The sequence below is a fragment of the Streptomyces sp. PTY087I2 genome, from assembly GCF_001687325.1.
Taxonomy (GTDB): domain Bacteria; phylum Actinomycetota; class Actinomycetes; order Streptomycetales; family Streptomycetaceae; genus Streptomyces.
In genome coordinates, this window is sequence record NZ_LZRD01000010.1 from 182,259 (window position 1) to 199,519 (window position 17,261).

Genomic DNA, 17,261 nt, shown 5'->3' on the forward strand with positions numbered 1-17,261 from the left:
CGCCCAGGCCGGTGGAAAACGGTGCACAAACGGGCAGTTGGTCATGTCCGGGGTGGCCGAATCCGGGCGTGATCGCCGTTGTGCAACACCCTTTAGGGCGTGTGTCGAAAGTGGTGATGGTCGACTGCTGCTCGCCGTTTCAGTTGCAGCGATGCTCAGGAAGGTCACGGCCTCTGAGCCGTGCCGCGAGCCAAAGCGGTAAGTCGTTCCGCGTCTGGAGTGCCGGGATCGGCCGACCAGAGCACGAGCTGCTGCTCTGGGGCACCGGCGTAGCGGAAGGTGTCCCAGTCGAGGGTGAGTTCGCCGACGGTGGAGTGCGCGATACGTTTGCTGCCGAAGTCCTGGTGGGCGACGCGGTGCTCGGCCCACCAGGCCCGGAAGTGCTGGTCGGCCACGGCCAGCTCGCCCACGAGGGCGGTGAGGGCCGGGTCGGTCGGGTTCGTTCCGGCCTCCATCCGCAGGACCTCGACACAGGTGCGGGCCACGCCCTGCCAATCCGGGTAGATGTCGCGCATCACCGGGTCGGTGAAGACCATGCGGACGTAGTTGCGCTCAGGCTCGGGCACGGTCGCGAAGTCGCACAGCAGCTCCGCCGCCAGCGGGTTCCACGCGAGGATGTCGAGTCGCGGGCCGAAGACGATGGCGGGTGTGCCGGTGAGCTGGGCGAGCAGCCGGGTCAGGTGCGGGTGCGCTTTGGGGCGGGCGGACCGACGCGGCGTCTTGCGGTGCCCGGCCCGCGCGGCCTGGGCGACCAGTCCTTCCACGTACGTCCTCTGGTCGCCGTCCAGCCGCAGCTCCCGCGCGAGGGAGTCGAGTACGGGTGGTGACGGTGCCAGCCGGCCCTGCTCGATGCGCACGTAGTAGTCGGTGCTGATCGCGGCGAGCTCGGCCACCTCCTCCCGGCGCAGCCCTTGCACTCGGCGCTGGGTGTGCGTGCGCTCGGGGAGCCCCACCTGCGCGGGTGTCAGTTCGCTACGGCGGTGCTTGAGGAACTCGCCGAGCTCATGAAGATGCGCGGAACCAGTCATTCCTTGAGCATGGCACCGGGGAGAAGGCTCTGCCTGGGAAGGATCCTTCCTAGGAAGCAACGCGACCTTCCTGCCCCAGGCCATCGGCTGGACAGTGGATACAGGCCCGCAGATTGCCGGCCACCTACGATCCCGCAGGAGCAGAACATGAGGACTGACGTCCGCTTCCCGACCAACGGCCTGCAGCTCGCCGGCCACCTCTACCTTCCCGAGGACGGCGACGGCCCGTTCGCCGCCGTTGTCATCGGTCACCAGACGACCGGGGTCAAGGAGCAGTCCCCGGCGGTGTACGCCGCACGCCTGATCGAGGAAGGATTCGCCGTCCTGACCTTCGACGCCGCCTTCCAGGGCGAGTCCGAGGGCACGCCTCACGGCCTGGAGGACCCCTTCCAGCGCGCCGAGGACTTCCGTGCGGCGGTCTCCTACCTCACCACCCGCCCCGAGATCGATCCCGACCGCATCGGTGTGATGGGCGTGTGCGGCTCCGGAGCCTACGTGCCCTACGCCGCCCAGACCGACCACCGGATGAAGGCTGTGGCCGGTGTGTCCGGGACAGACGTTCCCAGCTTCTTCCGCGGCGCCGACCCCGAGGGCTGGCAGCAGATGGTGGCGAACTCCGGAAACCTCCGCAGCGCCGAAGCCGCCGGCGAGCCCGCCGCGACGTTCGCCGTGCTGCCGGAGACGGCCGACGCCGACACTCCCGCCCCGACGGCCGAGTTCGTCGACTACTACAAGACGCCCCGCGGCTACCACCCGCGCTCCACGGGTGACGTGGTCGTGCGCAGCGCGGATCTCCTCGACCAGTTCGACTCTTTCGCCGACGTCGCCAAGATCGCGCCCCGCCCCCTGCTCATGATCGCCGGCACCGAGGCTGTGACCCGCGGGTTCTCCGAGAAGGCCGTCGCCGACAGCCCCGGCAACGCCGAACTGTTCCTCGTCGAGGGCGCCACCCACGTCGACCTGTACGACCGCGACGAGTACGTCACCCCTGCCGTCGCCAGGCTGGTCGAGTTCTTCAGCAAGCACCTCGCCTGAGCCGGCGAGCCTGTGCGGGCAAGAGGCGGGAGGGCGCTGGTCGCAGCCACTCTCCGATGGCCGCGACCAGCACGGCGGCCTCATAGCGGACGGCGAGCTTGTCGTATCTCGTGGCGACCGCGCGATGTCGGTCAGGTAGCCGGGTCACGTCGCCGTGACCCGGCCCCCTCAGAACCGGACGTGCCTGTTTCCAAGCATCACGGCTCAAGCAAGCCCGAAGGCTTCACAGGTTCTGCTCATTTCCGGTCGCTGTCGCCTGCGTGATGCTGGCGATGGCATTCCGAGTGGACGAGCCGAAGATTCTTGCTCTCATCAGGGCCGCCATGCCGCCGGTAGGTGAAGTGGTGTTTATGCAACCGCTTCTTCATCGCGTCGAACCAGTCGATCCACTCGCGTGGACTGTCAGGCTCATATTCCGCACCGGCGATGAGCGCTTGACCGCACAGTGGACAGATGCCCTTCTGGCGGGCTGCCAGAGTAAGGCTGATCCTGTCCATCGGTGGTGGTGTGCGCGTCTGACGGCGTTGGCTCCAGTAGTCGAGGAGGGCAGGGTCGTCAGGTGACGACTTACCCCTGACCAACCGATGCCGCCTGATGTTGGTCCAGGCGAACTTGGGAAGGTGTGCGCCTGTGGCACGGTCACCGAATACCCAGTTGTTCATCTTGGATCGGTTGAGCCTGCCGAAGTATTTGTTCACGATCCAGTGCTTCGACTTCTTCGGGTGGGTGCGCTTGGCCCACTTGTAAGTGAGCGTCCACACATAGCTGTCCAGCGCTGAGAACGTCCGGCTGGACACCACTGTCCGGTAGTACGCAGACCAGCCCCTGACAATAGGGGAAAGACGGCGCAGTACGACTGTGATGCTCTGCCCCAGCAGGGCTTGCATCTCGGATCTCAGTCGATTCCGGACTCTCTTGACCGCATCCTTGCTGGGCGTGATGATCAGGCTGTCACCATGGCGGCGGATGTTGAACCCCAGGAAATCGAACCCGTCCGACAGGTGGAGGATTCGCGTCTTCTCTTCGTTGAAGCGAAGTCCTCGGGGTTGCAGCCAATCCGCCAGGCGTGACCTGACGGTCTCCGCCTCCTCCTTGCTCGTGCAGAACACGGCGAAGTCATCGGCGTAACGCACCAGGATCGGAGTTCCTTTCGCAGCCCACATGACCTTTCCTTTGCGGGTAGCGAAGCGGACTCCTGCGGCCTCCTCCATCCCGTGCAGAGCTATGTTGAGCAGCAAAGGACTGATCACTCCGCCTTGAGGGGTTCCCTCCTCGGTCCGGGTGAAGCGTCCGTCATCGACCACACCAGCCTTCAGCCATTGCCGGATCAATTCCCTGGCTGGGAATTGCCCGACGGCTTCGAGCAGGTGGGGATGGTCGATGCGGTCGAACGCGGCGGCCAGGTCGGCGTCCAGTACCCACTGGCGCTTGGCCGTCTTGCCCTTCGCGGTGCTGAAGATCGCCTGGATGGCGTCGTGGCAGCCGCGGCCCGGCCGAAATCCGTAAGAACGAGATTCAAACCGAGCTTCCCACTCGGGCTCCAGTGCGTTTTTCACACGTGCCTGGATTGCCCTGTCACGCATGACAGGGATGCCGAGTGGTCGTTGCTTTCCATTGCTCTTTGGGATGTAGACCCGCTTGACGGGCTTGGCCCGCCAGGGTTGTGTTTGGCCGTCAATTTCGACTGCCATCCGCGCTCTCGCCTTGGGAGTGAGAGCGCGTTCCCTGTCGACCCCTGCCGCCTTGCGGCCTCTGCTCTGCTGTGTCACCCGCTTCACGCTCACGAGCGTGTTGCTGCGGCTTCTAAGCATGAGCTTTTGCAGATTGCGGACCTTCTTGAGGTCTCCTTCCTGTGTCGCTTTGAAGATCCTCTGTCTCAGACGCCGTACGTTCGCCTCGGCTTCGGCCCAGTTAATTCTGTGCCAGTCGAGATGCCCGCCCTGGGGTCCGTTCGCTATGGAAGTCCGAACAGGATTGGGTAACTCCACCTGCAAGTTCCTCCTTCGCGTCTAACTTGTCCGCCAGGTTCCGGCTGCTTTACTCGGGATACCGCAAAGGCTCACCTGGCCCACGTGGGCACCCTTTCGGGTCGGGCCTCTGGGGCCCGTATCCGGCGGGTTGTGACCGAAGGCGTGAAGGTTGCCTCCATCTTTCCCCTGATCTTTCGATCTACCGGCATTCGCTTCTTGGACCATCCTGTTCCCGCTGGAGAGTTGGGCCTTCCTTACGGTTGGCTTACCGGGATGTCGCCCGGACTCCATCGGGGTTTCCATGTTCCACACACGTAAGTTGCGACTGGGGTGGGTGCCCCCTCTATCCCGGAACCGGCGGTGTCCTCCTTCCGGTCTCAAATCTCCGGAAGTCGCCTGACGCTTCTCAGCGTCGGGTTCTGTAGCTGCTGATTGCGAACCACCAGGCAGCTTCAACCTTACGAGACATCAACGGGGGTTCACGCAGTTCACCCGTCCAGCCTTTCCCTCGCCTGTTGTTTCCCGGTGGTCGGGAACTCTTGGGCTTGAACGCTCAGCTTCACACCCCGCTGTTACCGGCGACGCATGTGAGCGTGGGAACGGATAGGGACACTAATCCGGGGTCAGCACATTTCTCCTTCCTTCGTGGCTTTCCCACTTAACGTGTGCGACTTCGTGTCGCACCTTGAGACGGTTGATACCGCACTCGACCGGATGGCGCTCGCGGTAGTCGGCCGCGTCGAAACGCGGAGGCCGACCGCCGCGGGAGCCGCGCTTCCGCCGGGTGCGTGCCTGGTCAGCCTTGTCGGGGATGGTGCATCGGATTCCTCGGCGCCGCAGGTAGGCGCGGTTCTTGCGGGAGGCGTACGCCTTATCGGCGCGCACGCGATCGGGCCGGACACGTGGCCGGCCCGGACCGATGCGGGGCACGCGGACCTTCTCCAACACCGACTCGAACTGCGGCGAGTCCCCGCGCTGCCCAGCCGTGACCACGATCGACATGGGCTTCTGCCCCTGCTCGACGGACAGGTGCAGCTTCGTGCTGAACCCGCCGCGCGAGCGCCCCAGCCCATGGTCACCGGGCTCTGTGAACACACCACCAGGCGGCTCTTTCTGTAGGCCACCCTGCTTGCGGGCCCCGGCCGCATGCTCGTGGGCGCGGCAGACCGTGGAGTCGACGCTCAGGTCCCATGTGATCGCGCCTTTCACGTCGGCCAGGGACTGGAGGCGGGTGAGGATCCGGTGCCAGGTGCCGTTGCGCTGCCAGCGGCGGAACAGGTCGTAGACCCGGCCCCACGACCCGTACTCGGAGGGCACGTTCCGCCACGGAACTCCGGTCCGGACCCGAAACCGTATGCCGTCGATCAGCTGCCGCCGAGGCCAGACGAGCGGCCTCCCCGACCTGGCCCCCTTCGGCAACAGCGGCTCCAGCACCGCCCACTGCTCGTCCGTGAGATCTCCCCGACCCATGAACCTTGATCATTCACAACTCGGATCCACTTTCGATACACGGCCTAAAGGGTGTTGCACAACGACGATCCCGCCCAGATTCGGCCACCACGGACATGATCAACTGCCCGTTTGTGCACCGTTTTCCACCGGCCTGGGCCGCGCCCGCAGGCTGGACCTGGAGATCGCCCGGGCCTTGTGCAACAACCTTTAGAAGCGTCAGCGGGAACGCCCGGGGGGCGCCGGGTTCGGCGCCCGCGGTACGGGAGGATCGGTGCGTGGGGCTTCACGTGTGCCGGAAGAGGACCGGGCGAGGGCTACGCGTGCTCGTTCGGTCTGTGCAGCCTGTTCGGTGTCCGCTCGGTGGGCCAGGTGCTCGGCGGCCCGGATGAGCGCCGGTCCTTGAATGCCCAGCTCGTGGGCGTAGTGCCAGCCCTCGGAGTTGCGGTGCTCCTGTGCGCGCTCCTCGTAGATCTCCCGTGTGCCGGGGAGCGGGCCGTCAATGAGCGCTACGACCTCGTCCCACTCACGCCGGAGCTGACGTGCGTGTTCCAGAGTGGTGTCGATGCCCCGCAACCAACGGAGATCATCGCTGATCGCCCCCTCGACGTAGTCGTCCCCGCTGGCGGCCTCCCGTACCCCGGCCAGGACCTCGGGGCCGAGGTCGAGGAAGACCTCGGCGTGTTTCCAGGCTTCGGCGTCGCGCTTCACCTTGCCGTCCGCGTAGCCCTTCTCGTCGATGGGCCAGCCGTCCTGGTCGCAGAAGGAGTCCGAGACCGCGTCCCAGTCGTCGGATGCCTGGTGGATACCGGCGGCGGCCGAAGCCAGTGTCGGTAGGTGCCGCCGCCACTGCAGGTCAGCGGTTGGCCTCGTCGCTTCATTCTCGGCCGAGTCGGGAGAATTGGTCATGCTGGTTCCTTGTTTGTGGCCGGTCCTTACCGTGAGCGCGGCTGTGCGCCGACGGGGCCGGGCGGTGGCGGGGCGGACGCCGCGGTCGGTGGACCGGCCGCGACGTGCCGTGCCGAAACGGACGGCGAGGTACCTGCTGCCGCTGCCGCCGGATGCGAGCGGATCTCGTGGCTCAAGCCGTCCTGCACGAGGTGCAGCTCCTCGCCGAGGCCGGCCAGACGTTCGGCGAGGATGTCCAGCTCGGCGGCGCTGTCGCGGACACCGTGCTCACGGCACCAGTCGGAGGCGGTTTCGAGCATCTGGTGCAGCCGGGCCACGGCGCCGAAGTCACCGGTGAGGACCGTGGAGAACAGCTCCTCGAACTCCGCGGGCCGGGCGCCAGCGAGGAGGTCGTTCCCGTCGAGGGCCGGAGTCCGGGCACTTCCGGGATGCTGATGGTCTCGCAGTACGGTTGAAGGCAAGGGCAACATCCTTAAGGGAATGGTTAGTTGAGCTAAGCCGCCATGCGGGCGTCGGTATCGAACAGCTCGCGCTCGGCTGGGTGCAGGATGTGCTGGGTGATGAAGGACCTACCGGCGACCTTCCACAGGCCCCGGCCTTTGGAGAGGGCGGACACCGCCTGGGTTTCGACGCCGGTGAGGCCGAGCAGGGAGGCGGCGGCGGTGAGCTGGTCGGGTTCCTGGCGGTAGATGATGCGGGTGGAGCAGTCGGCCAGGAGACCCTCGGCCAGCACCCGGCCCCGTGAACCGGCATCCCCCGCGCTGAGCAGATCGCTGAGGCGGTGGATGACCATCAAGTTCGCGATGCCCAAGCCCCGGGAAAGCTTCCACTGCGACTGCATCCGCTCCAACAGGCCGACGTGCCTGAGCAGTCGCCACGCCTCGTCGTAGATCACCCAGCGCCTGCCGCCGTCGGGGTCGGCGAGGGCGGACTCCATCCATGCGCTCGCGCAAGTCATTGCGAGGACCAGCGCGGTGTCGTCGCCGGAGCCGCCGAGGCGGGAGAGGTCGATGGACAGCATGGGGGCGGTCGGGTCGAACGTCACTGTCGAGGGGGCGTCGAACATGCCGCTGAGGTCGCCGTGCACCAGGCGGCGCAGTGCGTGCGCGAGGTCCTGGGCGGCCGACCCGAGGTGTCCGGCCTGGTGGCCGAGGGCTCGGTCGAGGCGTTCGGGGGTGCCGAGGGCGTGCGCGATCTCGCCGAGCAGCGGCACCGCGCCCCGGGCGTCGGCCTTGGCGACGACCAGGTCGAGGGCGAGGTCGAGCGCGGTGTGCTCCATCGGGCGTAGGTCGCGCTTGAGCACCGTACGCGCCAGGCCGGCCAGGAGGAGCAGGCGGCGCTTTCGGACCTCGGTCGCCCAGTCGTCCTCGCTGACGGAGGTGGGCCGGGCCGGGGCGTCCAGCGGGTTCAGCCGGCCCGGGAGCCCGGGGCCGAGCGCGATGCTGTAGCCGCCGAGGGCCTGTGCGACACCGGACCACTCGCCCTTCGGATCACAGGGGACATAGATCCGGTAGCCGTGGGCGATCGACCGGGTGGCGATGGACTTGGCGAGCGCCGACTTGCCCATGCCGATGATCCCGGCGAGGACGGCGTTCGGGTTCGTGAAGCCTTCGATCCGCCCGCTGTTGTAGAGAGAGAAGGGGTCGAAACAGAAGGCGGCCTCGGCGTGGACATCGCGCCCGATGAAGACTCCCTCCGCGCCGAGACCGCCCTCGGCCACGAAGGGGTAGGCCCCGCTGGCCGTGGCGGTGGTCATCCGGTGGGCGGGCAGGCTGAGCGCGCCGCCCCGGGCCGACGCCGGACCGGGGCGCCCCGCCGGAGGGTAGGCCGGCCGCAGCTCCGGGTCGAAGCTTTCCTCGGCGCGGTGCTTGGCCGGTGTTCCGGCGAGGCGTGCCTGCCGCCGGGCCTCGGCGAAGCCAGCTCGGGCCGCCCTCTGTTCGGCACGTGACGCCTTGTGCGGCACGAAGAGCGGGCTGGCGCTGGCACGGGTACGGGGCATGAACGTTCTCTCCTGAGATCTGGGTGGGTCAGCGCCGGACGAGCCCGGTGAACGGGGCGTGCAGGTCGGCCGATGTGGTACGGCGACGTACCAGGTGGGCGGTGCGTTGGTGGCGCTGGCAGATGGTCAACTCTGGTGCGCCTTCGGGGAGATGGGGTCGGCACGCATCGGTTTCCGGTACCTCGCCGGAGTCTGTGCGGGGGGCCGCGTGGTAGGCGGCGTGGACGTGGTCGGCGGCCTGCCAGAGCCGGGTGCGGGCGGCCTGGAGCTGGTCGCCCTCGGCCGGTACGAGCTGTCCGACACGCATGGCGTGCGCGTCGAGCAGCCCGTGCACCGAGACGAGATGCGCGTGCAGGGCGTCCAGCTCGGCCCGGCTGGTGACGAGCGGACCGCCGGGGAGGTTGAGCGCGCGGTGGAAGTCGAGCGCGGCGGTGGCGAAGGGCACGAAGTCCTGCCCGGTGGTGCTGGGGGTGCGGGACATCAGGGTGCTCTCTTGAAGAGGAGGGGAGGCCGCGTCAGGCGGCGAGTGCGAGCGGCATCGCGGCGGCGGTGAACGCCTCGGCCTGCTGCCAGGTCAGCGGCCGGATGTCGAGCTGGGCGCCGACGGCCGCCGTCTCCACGATTGCGCAGGCGGTACGGAGTTCGTCCATGGAGTCGGCCGAGACGGTCAGCAGGCCGGTCAGGGTGACATCGGCGTGCCCGGCGATGAGCTGACGCTCACGCACCTTGATGTCCTGGTACTCGATGGAATGCGCCTCGGAGTCGACCTGCCCGCGCCGGGCCCGCTCGGCGGCATCGGCGATCACGCCGGCCTTCTTGCGCTGGACGTCGCGCAGGGCGGCGTCCAGCCCCTTCGGCTCGTACGAGAGCGACAGCGTGCGCCGGACGCCGCCGGTGAACAGGAGCTGGTGCAGGAAACCGGCGCTGGTCTCGGTGCGCGGCCAGTTCTCCACCCAGTACGTGGCGTGGACGGCCGAGTCGGTCGCGATGTGGTCTGCCTTCTCGACGACCACGACGGGGCCAGCGGCGGCGGGCTCCGCCTCGGGACGGCCGGCGGTGGACCACCGGTCCAGCGCCGTGAGGGCCTTCGGGTCGTACGCGGAGCGCACCGTGGCCGCGATCTCGCGGGACGTGAGCCAGCCGGTCGGGGTGAGCCCGGCGGTGCGCGCGGCCTGGTCGAAGGTGGAGGTGAGCTGTGCCAGGACGCTGAACGCGCCGCTCAACCCGCCGCCGGCCTGGTTGATCAGCCGTCGTGCGGCTTTGGTGTCCAGGGACACCGCGACGTACGCCTCGTGCGGGGCGGCTGCCGGGCCCGCGCTCTGGATCAGCTCGTTGTAGATCGCGCCGGCCATCGGGGCGTCGGGGCGGCCGTGTTCTTCCCAGTAGCGGCGCAGCGCGTCTCCGGAGTCCGGGACGGTGCGCTCGATCACCTGGATGCGGGCGACCTGCCCGGTGCGGGCGAGCGCGGCCAGCGCACGTCCCCAGCCGTTGACGTTGGCCTGCTGCGTGCCCGGGTCGAGCAGGGCGTAGGCGTGGGAGGAGACCTTGACCACCGCGGTCAGGGTGCCGTTGTGCGGGTCGTGGACCGCGCCGTACCGGCCGTCGGGCGCGGTGACCACGCGCAGGCTGGCGGCGGTGCCGGGCAGGTGAAGGAGCCCTTCGCGGGCCGGCCGGCGGGAGGGCCGGGTGAGCCAGAGGAGCTGGCCGCGCATCCGGCGCAGGACGTACCGGGTGACGATCGGCGCCCAGTCCGCCAGGGCACGGCCCCGGTGGCGGACGAAGACGAGCAGGGCGATGGCGGTCCACAGCGGGATGAGCTGGAGGGCGCCGACCACGCCGCGGGCGAGGACCACGGCGAGAAGGAGAAGGCCGGTGAGCCCGGCGACGATGAGTTGCGGGGCGGTCAGGCCGAGCAACACGCCCCGCCTGCTGCGATGGGGAAACTTGACGGTGGCCGTGGGTATTTCGGCCTGGTGCTTGCCGGACATGGTGGTTCCAGAGAATGAGAGCGGGCGGAAGAGGGTGGGGCGCGCGGCGCTCTTCTGGAGATCATGGCGGAACCTTTCTGCCGGTCGGGTGAGGTGGGGGCGGGCTGCGGCAGGACAGCCCGCCCCAGGCTGTGGTGGGTCAGGACCCCTCGGGCGGCTGGGTGGGGAACACCCAGTTCGTCGGCGTCGGAGAACCGGTGGCCGACGGTCCGGAGGGAGGCGGCGGTGTGGCCCCGGGGCCGACCGGCGGCATCGACGTCATGCCGCCGCGCGGCGATGGCATGCCGACGAGATGACTGGTGCCACCGGCGGCACCCTGGGCGGCTGCCTCGGTACCTTCCGCTCCGTCCCCGCCGGGACGCGTGATCAGCGGCGGGATCCCGGGGCGCTGGATCAGGGCCCGGCCCTTGTCGCCGGTCGCGTTCGGGTCCTCGCCGTACCGGAAGCGGGTCTGCTGCTTGGGCGGACCGCCGTCGATGCCCTCCTTGCTGAGGTTGCCGCCGGCGGGATTGATGCCGGAGGCGACGCCGTCGGCGCCCGCGCCGGGGACCTTGTTCGGGCCCTGCGGGGCCGGGGTTCCCGTGCCTGCCTGCATCGCCAGGGTGCCTGCGGTCTTCGCCGCCCCGGCGGCGACCGCCATGCCGGCGACGCCGGTGCGGTGCAGGTCGTCGTGGCCGCCGCCGTCGCTGGCCCAGTGGACGAACCGGTACGTCGCGTACGGGCACAGCAGCACCAGGACCATCACGACGAGGCCGGCCATCGCGTCGGACAGAGCCGACATCCCGTCGCTGGCGTCGGACTTGCCCATGGCGGAGACGCCGATCAGGAAGACGATGGTCATCAGAAGCTTGGAGACGATCAGCGTGGCGGTGGCCTCAAGCCAGCCACGCCGCCAACGTTTGGCGACCTCCCAGCCGCCGCCGGCCCCGGCAAAGACCGCGAGAGCGACCATGATCAGGATTCCGACCTTGCGAGCGACCATCACCCCCCAGTACAGGAAGGCGCCGATCGCGCACCCCAGGGCCACCAGCGCTGGGACGCCCCAGCCCAGGCCGTACATCGCCCCCAGTTGGTTGACCTCCACCACCCGGCGGATCGCGTCGTCGACGGAGGTGTTCGCCGCCTGGAACAGACCGGCGCTCAACGCGTCGACCACGGTGAGAGCGACGGTGGTGAAGGCAATGGCGCAGAAGCTGAACAGGACACCGGTCATGGTGCCGACCGCCGCCTGGGCCAGAGCGCGCTCGTCGCGCCGCCACGCGGCGAACATGAGCTGGATACAGAACGTGCCGACGGTCAGCGCGAGCCCGATGGGCAGCAGCAGCTCGTAGTTGTCCCGGAACCATCCGGCGTGAAGGTCGATGGCCGTCGTCTCGTCAATGGCCTTGGCGGCGAGATCCGCCGCGCTGGCCGCCAGTTCTCCCGAGGACTTCGCGATCCACGCTCCGATGCCGTCGGTGACGGCGCCTCCAGGGTTGGATGCGAACTCGACGACGCCGCACACCTTGTCCATCAGGGGAAGGTCGCAGACTGGCATGGAGATACCTCCTTTCTAGAAGAGGGGTCAGGGCGCGACGGCCGGCATGACGCCGACCAGGGCACAGGACTTGTCGGGCCGGCACTGGACCGCGAGCGTGGTGGTACGGCTCTCCGCGCCGCCCGCGGGCGAGCCCTTCCACGCGATTGACTGCTTGCCGGAGACCGTGACGGCGTAGATGTACGTCTGGGTGATCGCCCCCGGATCCTCCTGGAGCGCCCGGGTGAAGGCGTCCGGGAAGTGCCCCTCGTGGACCTTGGCGGTGGCGAACTGGCCGTTGGCCGCCATCTCCTCCCACAGGACCTTCGAGGGGACGACCTTGTCGACCGACGCCGGATCCGCGTACTTGACCTCCGTGGTCAGCCAGCCGCGCAGAGCCTTCCGCAGCGCCGGCTGCGAGTACGCGCGAGTGTCGTACGACCACAGAGCCTCTGCGGCTGCCTTACCGAACTCGATGGGATCGCCGGTCTTCGGCGGGACAGGGAGGGCACGAGAGCGGGCGCGCGGAGCGGGCGGGCCGAACGGCGAAGCCGAGGCGGCCGAAGGGGAACTCGGCTTCGGACCAGGCGTTTCGGAGGGGCTCCTGCCGTCGCGCGTGAGGTACGCAGCCAGACCGGCGAGGGCGACGAGCACCACCAGGACGACGGTGCCGAGCAGCGCCCGGCGACGCACACGGGATGCGCCGCCGGGGTGGGGGGAGCGCTGAGCCATCAACGGACCTGCGTCCCCAGCGTCGAGAAGAACGCCACCACGCCATTGGCCGCACCCAACAGGAGGGCGGCACCGGAGCTGACCAGGACGCCCTTCTTACCGTTTGCCTCCGCCTGGTGCCCGCCCGAGTGATGGCCCCAGGCCCACACGCCCGCACTGACGGCGAGAGCGCCGACCACGGCGATGAGGCCGAAGAGGTTGATCGAGCCCATCACCTGCTTGAGCACGCTGAGGCCCGGCAGCCCGCCCTCGTTCGGCTTGATCCCGGGATCGTAGGCGAGCTGAAAGACCTGCTCAGCGAGATACATGGAGAACTCCAGTTCGATTTACTGCACGCCGAAGCCCATGAGGGCGGAGCGGCGCCACGAGAAGAGAGAAGGGGGGAGGGGGGAAGCGCCGGTCAGAGGACTCGGCGGGCCGCGAGGATCTGCGGCTTCCAGGACGCGAGGGTCGAGATGCGGACCACGTCGCCGGTGCGCGGGGCGTGGACGATCAGGCCCTGCCCGATCGCCATACCGACGTGCTCGGGGGCGGCGGCCGTCCCCCGGGTGAAGAGCAGGTCACCCGGCCGAAGGCCGTCGACCGACACCGCCTTGCCTTCCTTGACCTGGGCGTATGTGGTCCGCGTCAAGGTCACCCCGGCGGCCTTGTACGCGCCCTGCATCAGGGAGGAGCAGTCGCACCGGCCCATCGGGTTCTCGCCGTGGGAGTCAGTACAGCTCCCGCCCCACTGGTACGGCGTGCCGAGCTGGCCGAGCGCCCACCGGATCGCCGTACGGACCTTCGGCGGAGCGTCGGCGGGGATCTCGTACTCGTCCGGCACCTTGCCGACCGGGATGGTGCCGAAGCCGGTCCCGTTCCCGTCCGCCGAACAGCCGCCCGACGTACCGAGGGAGGGATCGGTGCCGTCCGGGCCGGACGGTGAGGGACTCGGTGATGCTTCACCGGCCTTCGGCAGCAGGGGCGCGATCGCCTTCTGCAGGGCGGTGGCCAGCGGCTCCCACTTCGCGTACGCGTCCGAAAAACCCGACTTCTGCACCGCCTGGGCGGCCTGGGTGACGGACAGGGACTCCCAGCCCGAGACCTTCTTGAGCCCCTCGTAGAACTTGGTGCTGGCGTACACCGGGTCGAGGATCTGGTTTGCCGTGCCCCAGCCCATCGACGGCCGCTGCTGGAACAACCCCAGGCTGTCGCGGTCGCCGTACGTCAAGTTCCGCAGGGTGCTTTCCTGCAGGGCGGTCGCCAGGGCCACGATCTGCCCCCGCACCGGGACGTTCATGGCGACGCCGGTGGCCTGGATCGTCTTGGCGTGAGGCACCTGCTCGGCCGGGGCGTCCAGACCCGGCACGGAGACCGAGCCCTTGTCGCCGCCCTTCAGGATGGCCTTCACCTGCTTGGCGACGGCGGTGGCGTCCACAGCCTGTGCACCATCGGTCGCGCAGGAGGCCGAGGCGTTCCCGGCCGCGTAGGCGAGGACCGGAGCGGCGAGCAGCAGCGGACCGGTCGCACAGAGCCCGATGACGGCTCCGGTGGTCTTCTTCATCGCCGCCGCCGTTCACCGAGGCGGCGGTGCCGGCCGGGTGACGGCGACGGATCGGGGCGCGGGCGTATCAGGGCATGCTGCATCGCAGCGGCTCCTCGTGTTCGTAGGAGACGCGGTGCCGACTTCTCGTGCAAAGCCGTCGGCACCGCGCCGATGTGCATCCGCCGCTCGGGCGGGCCCGGGTCAGGGGAGTTGGTAGCTCCCGGACGCCGGTCTCAGATCAGGCGCGGCAGCCAGCCGCGCTCGTAATCTCAGGCAGTACACGAGGGCCTCCGGACGGCAGGGGAAACGCGTGGGCAACGTGGCTTCCGTCTTGCTCGGTTGGACGAGACAGCACGGATAAGTACAGGTCAGCAGGGGTCGAGCGGGGCTCTGTCCCGGTGACACGGCGAGACAGTAGACCGGGATTCCGGCCGCACCAAACGACTCCCGCACCGGGGCCCGCGTCGTTAGGTCCAGCCGGATTTTGCCTCTAACCTTCGGCACAACCCCGCCCCGGAAGACCGTCGTTGAGCGCTGTCCGGAGCGGGACCGGACCCGCTATGCCTGAAAGAGGCCCCATGACCTACACGCTGCACCGAGGCGACGCCCTGACCGTCCTGAAGTCCCTCCCGGACGAGAGCGTCAACGCGGTGATCACCGATCCGCCGTACAACAGCGGCGGACGCGCGAGCGCGGACCGCACCGGCCGTACGGCGAGGGCGAAGTACGTCACCAGCAACTCGGCCCACGACCTCGCCGACTTCCCGGGCGAGAACCGCGATCAGCGCTCGTACCGCTCCTGGCTGACCGAGCTGCTGACCGAGGCATACCGGGCCTCGACCGAGCACGCGGTCGCCGTCGTCTTCTCCGACTGGCGCCAGGAACCGACCACGTCCGACGCCCTCCAGATGGCCGGGTGGACCTGGAGCGGCACCATCCCATGGATCAAGCCCGCCAGCCGCCCCCGCAAGGGCGGCTTCAAGCAGTCCGCCGAGTTCATCACCTGGGGCGTCAAGGGCAGCCTCGACCGGACCCGCGACCTCTACCTCCCCGGCCACTTCATCGCCTCCCAGCCCCGGAAGGGCCGGGTCCACATCACCCAGAAGCCCGTCGAAGTCATGCAGCAGCTCGTCCAGATCTGTCCCGAAGGCGGTACCGTCCTCGACCCGTTCACTGGCAGCGGCTCCACAGGCGTCGCGGCCCTGCGCGAAGGCCGCCGCTTCGTGGGCATCGAGCTGTCCTCGCACTACGCCGACGTCGCCGAGCAGCGGCTGCGCGCCGAGCTGACGAAGGACGACTTCGACCTGGCCGGACCGGAGGCATGATCATGAGAGTCGAGAGAGCCCGGGGCCGCCGGACCGCAGACGCAGAAGCCGAAGGGCGGCTGGAGCATCGAGAACCGATGCTCCAGCCGCCCTTCTCCTGCGTCAGGCCGCCTCGAACGCCCGCCGGATCAACGGCGCCGCCTTCTCCAGGTCCGCCGCTGAGGCGAGGCGCACCTCCAGGTCCCCGGTCCCCAGGTGTCCGATACCGCGCATGTCCCGGGTAAAGCCCTCCTCCAGCTCGACCGAGTACGGGTCGAGTCTGAAGTAGACCAGGATCGCCTCGTGCTTCGGGCGGAACAGCACCGACGCAACGTTCACCAGTCGGCGGTAGGCGATGTAGTGCCGCAACGGCGCCACCTCCACCTCGCCCCACGCCGTGAGCGCCTCGTCCACCTCCGCGTACAGATCCTGCAGGCACTCCGGCACGAGGCCGGCACCCGCCGGCGACGGAGCCGCCGGTGTCGCCGTCGCGCTGCCGACCGCCCGCTCCCGCTCCCGGGTCCGCCGGGACGAAGCACCAATTGGGAAGCCGGGCGAGGAGTCGACGAGCAACAGGCTGAGCAGGCCGCCCTCGAAGACCCGGTAGCGCACCAGGTCGATCCGCTCGGACAACCGCTGCACAGCCACCCGGTCGTGGTGCGAGAAGTCGGCCGCGACGCAGACCATCCGCGGACGACGCCAATCGATCGACTCGGCGGCCTCCGCCCCCAACACCTTCCGCACCAGCGCCTCGAACTCGTGGTGAGCCGACTCCAGCCAGGACAGGTACGAGACAGCCTGCGACAAGACCCCGCTGTCGGAGCCCTTCTTGAACTCGATCACCACCGGGCTGCCGTTCTCGTCCAACCCCAGGGTGTCGATCCGCCCCCGGTGCCACGGACCGGTCGGGTACTCCGACGCCAGGAACCGGATGCCGAGCATCTGCTCCAAACTGCCCTCCACCCGCCGCTGCAGCTCCACCTCCAGCGCCACCGTCGAACCGGACAGCTCGACGTCCCGACCATCGGCGGCAAGCCGGAACAGCTTCATGTTCGTGGCCATCTACCCCTCCCGTGATATCCACAGGACAGAATCAAAATCGGCCTGCCGATATTCCGTGACTGTGCCCTGAGCTCGCGGCAACAGCGGTGAGTGGACTCCAACTGGTGGAAATACGCGAAGGCTTCCCCCAGCCCTGGGCGAGCTCGGCTGCCGTAGCCAGCGGGCTGGAGCTGCAGCCTGCTCACTCGGCCGCGTCTGGCTGGGCATGCCGGGGAAGCTGTGCGGTTTCGTCCGTGGAAGAAGCGTGATCGATCGGCATGTCACGCTCTGCTGACTTGCATCAGTGCAGGGTCCTGCCGCCGGGCGTGCAAAAGAGGACTGACGGCAGGACCACACTTTCAGAAGGCCATCAAGTCGGCGCTCCAGACGTTGGGGCAGCGAGTTTACGCGCACCCCAGCTGGCCTGGAGTCTTGGGTTCACCGCACCCGGAGCGTGCTCTCTGTGATTACGGACACTCTGGGGGTCGCGCTACTTCCTGTAGCCGCCACCGAGCTGGTCGTTTTTGTTCGCCTGCTGTGGCCGCGTTGTCGCCCATATGCGACCACGCCAGCCTTGCGGCGTATGGACGCCGTTAAAGGACCAGGCTGCGACGCATGGATTCCGTTAAGGCTGGTTCGGCCCGCGTAAGAGCGTCGTCAAGACCTATCGGTTTTCCGCCAGACATGCGGTTCCCTCAGGATGTCCGTTTCTATCCGAGCCTCTTCTAGGAGTCTGCGATGGCCGATCTGGCCTTCGTCGTCGCC

Annotated in this window: 15 protein-coding genes; 2 read left to right on the top strand and 13 right to left on the bottom strand. The window is 68.6% G+C overall.

All coding sequences use genetic code 11. The annotated features are described in order from the left end of the window. Nucleotides 1-164 precede the first annotated feature (164 nt). Complete coding sequence (locus A3Q37_RS13515) at nt 165-1,028, bottom strand: helix-turn-helix domain-containing protein (protein ID WP_065483117.1); 864 nt, start codon at nt 1,026-1,028, stop codon at nt 165-167. A gap of 147 nt (nt 1,029-1,175) precedes the next feature. On the opposite strand from A3Q37_RS13515, the gene A3Q37_RS13520 reads away from it, so the two are divergent. Further along, nucleotides 1,176-2,063 (top strand): alpha/beta hydrolase, encoded by an 888-nt coding sequence (locus A3Q37_RS13520; RefSeq protein ID WP_065483120.1) that lies wholly within the window; start codon nt 1,176-1,178, stop codon nt 2,061-2,063. Between the two features lie 236 nt (nt 2,064-2,299). Here A3Q37_RS13520 and ltrA read toward each other — a convergent pair whose 3' ends face one another. The 11 genes from ltrA to A3Q37_RS13575 form a co-directional block, all read right to left on the bottom strand. Beyond that, nucleotides 2,300-4,051 (bottom strand): group II intron reverse transcriptase/maturase, encoded by a 1,752-nt coding sequence (gene ltrA / locus A3Q37_RS13525; RefSeq protein ID WP_065483123.1) that lies wholly within the window; start codon nt 4,049-4,051, stop codon nt 2,300-2,302. A 594-nt stretch (nt 4,052-4,645) separates the two neighbouring features. Beyond that, nucleotides 4,646-5,503, bottom strand: a complete 858-nt coding sequence (locus tag A3Q37_RS13530; protein WP_065483125.1) for an IS5 family transposase — start codon at nt 5,501-5,503, stop codon at nt 4,646-4,648. A gap of 198 nt (nt 5,504-5,701) precedes the next feature. Continuing rightward, complete coding sequence (locus tag A3Q37_RS13535; protein WP_107471531.1) at nt 5,702-6,391, bottom strand: hypothetical protein; 690 nt, start codon at nt 6,389-6,391, stop codon at nt 5,702-5,704. A gap of 26 nt (nt 6,392-6,417) precedes the next feature. Then, nucleotides 6,418-6,852 (bottom strand): hypothetical protein, encoded by a 435-nt coding sequence (locus A3Q37_RS35665; protein ID WP_255311804.1) that lies wholly within the window; start codon nt 6,850-6,852, stop codon nt 6,418-6,420. A gap of 32 nt (nt 6,853-6,884) precedes the next feature. Next, entirely contained in the window at nt 6,885-8,390 is a 1,506-nt protein-coding gene (locus A3Q37_RS13545; RefSeq protein ID WP_065483139.1) for an ATP-binding protein, read from the bottom strand. 28 nt (nt 8,391-8,418) lie between these two features. Next, entirely contained in the window at nt 8,419-8,871 is a 453-nt protein-coding gene (locus A3Q37_RS13550; protein WP_065483142.1) for a DUF6238 family protein, read from the bottom strand. Between the two features lie 34 nt (nt 8,872-8,905). Continuing rightward, nucleotides 8,906-10,378, bottom strand: coding sequence for an SCO6880 family protein (locus tag A3Q37_RS13555; protein WP_065483145.1), 1,473 nt, complete (start codon nt 10,376-10,378; stop codon nt 8,906-8,908). A 139-nt stretch (nt 10,379-10,517) separates the two neighbouring features. Beyond that, entirely contained in the window at nt 10,518-11,915 is a 1,398-nt protein-coding gene (locus A3Q37_RS13560; protein ID WP_065483148.1) for an ATP-binding protein, read from the bottom strand. Nucleotides 11,916-11,942: 27 nt separating this feature from the next. Continuing rightward, complete coding sequence (locus tag A3Q37_RS13565; protein WP_065483151.1) at nt 11,943-12,626, bottom strand: hypothetical protein; 684 nt, start codon at nt 12,624-12,626, stop codon at nt 11,943-11,945. Then, complete coding sequence (locus tag A3Q37_RS13570; RefSeq protein ID WP_065483158.1) at nt 12,626-12,934, bottom strand: DUF6112 family protein; 309 nt, start codon at nt 12,932-12,934, stop codon at nt 12,626-12,628. The genes A3Q37_RS13565 and A3Q37_RS13570 overlap by 1 nt, the downstream gene beginning before the upstream one ends. Nucleotides 12,935-13,026: 92 nt before the next feature. Further along, entirely contained in the window at nt 13,027-14,169 is a 1,143-nt protein-coding gene (locus tag A3Q37_RS13575) for a C40 family peptidase (protein ID WP_065483163.1), read from the bottom strand. A 560-nt stretch (nt 14,170-14,729) separates the two neighbouring features. On the opposite strand from A3Q37_RS13575, the gene A3Q37_RS13580 reads away from it, so the two are divergent. After that, the gene (locus A3Q37_RS13580; protein WP_065483166.1) at nt 14,730-15,476 is read left to right on the top strand and encodes a site-specific DNA-methyltransferase; all 747 of its coding nucleotides are present in this window, start codon (nt 14,730-14,732) and stop codon (nt 15,474-15,476) included. A gap of 102 nt (nt 15,477-15,578) precedes the next feature. On the opposite strand, the gene A3Q37_RS13585 is transcribed toward A3Q37_RS13580, so the two are convergent. Further along, a complete protein-coding gene (locus tag A3Q37_RS13585; RefSeq protein ID WP_107471532.1) occupies nt 15,579-16,517 on the bottom strand; it encodes a DUF5655 domain-containing protein in 939 nt (312 codons plus the stop codon). Between the last annotated feature and the right edge of the window lie 744 nt (nt 16,518-17,261).

Coding starts and splice junctions, on each gene's coding strand:
- A3Q37_RS13515 (WP_065483117.1), bottom strand. CDS start 1,028: ATGACTGGTTCCGCGCATCTTCATGAGCTCGGCGAGTTCCTCAAGCAC.
- A3Q37_RS13520 (WP_065483120.1), top strand. CDS start 1,176: ATGAGGACTGACGTCCGCTTCCCGACCAACGGCCTGCAGCTCGCCGGC.
- A3Q37_RS13530 (WP_065483125.1), bottom strand. CDS start 5,503: ATGGGTCGGGGAGATCTCACGGACGAGCAGTGGGCGGTGCTGGAGCCG.
- A3Q37_RS13535 (WP_107471531.1), bottom strand. CDS start 6,391: ATGACCAATTCTCCCGACTCGGCCGAGAATGAAGCGACGAGGCCAACC.
- A3Q37_RS13545 (WP_065483139.1), bottom strand. CDS start 8,390: ATGCCCCGTACCCGTGCCAGCGCCAGCCCGCTCTTCGTGCCGCACAAG.
- A3Q37_RS13550 (WP_065483142.1), bottom strand. CDS start 8,871: ATGTCCCGCACCCCCAGCACCACCGGGCAGGACTTCGTGCCCTTCGCC.
- A3Q37_RS13555 (WP_065483145.1), bottom strand. CDS start 10,378: ATGTCCGGCAAGCACCAGGCCGAAATACCCACGGCCACCGTCAAGTTT.
- A3Q37_RS13560 (WP_065483148.1), bottom strand. CDS start 11,915: ATGCCAGTCTGCGACCTTCCCCTGATGGACAAGGTGTGCGGCGTCGTC.
- A3Q37_RS13565 (WP_065483151.1), bottom strand. CDS start 12,626: ATGGCTCAGCGCTCCCCCCACCCCGGCGGCGCATCCCGTGTGCGTCGC.
- A3Q37_RS13570 (WP_065483158.1), bottom strand. CDS start 12,934: ATGTATCTCGCTGAGCAGGTCTTTCAGCTCGCCTACGATCCCGGGATC.
- A3Q37_RS13575 (WP_065483163.1), bottom strand. CDS start 14,169: ATGAAGAAGACCACCGGAGCCGTCATCGGGCTCTGTGCGACCGGTCCG.
- A3Q37_RS13580 (WP_065483166.1), top strand. CDS start 14,730: ATGACCTACACGCTGCACCGAGGCGACGCCCTGACCGTCCTGAAGTCC.
- A3Q37_RS13585 (WP_107471532.1), bottom strand. CDS start 16,517: ATGGCCACGAACATGAAGCTGTTCCGGCTTGCCGCCGATGGTCGGGAC.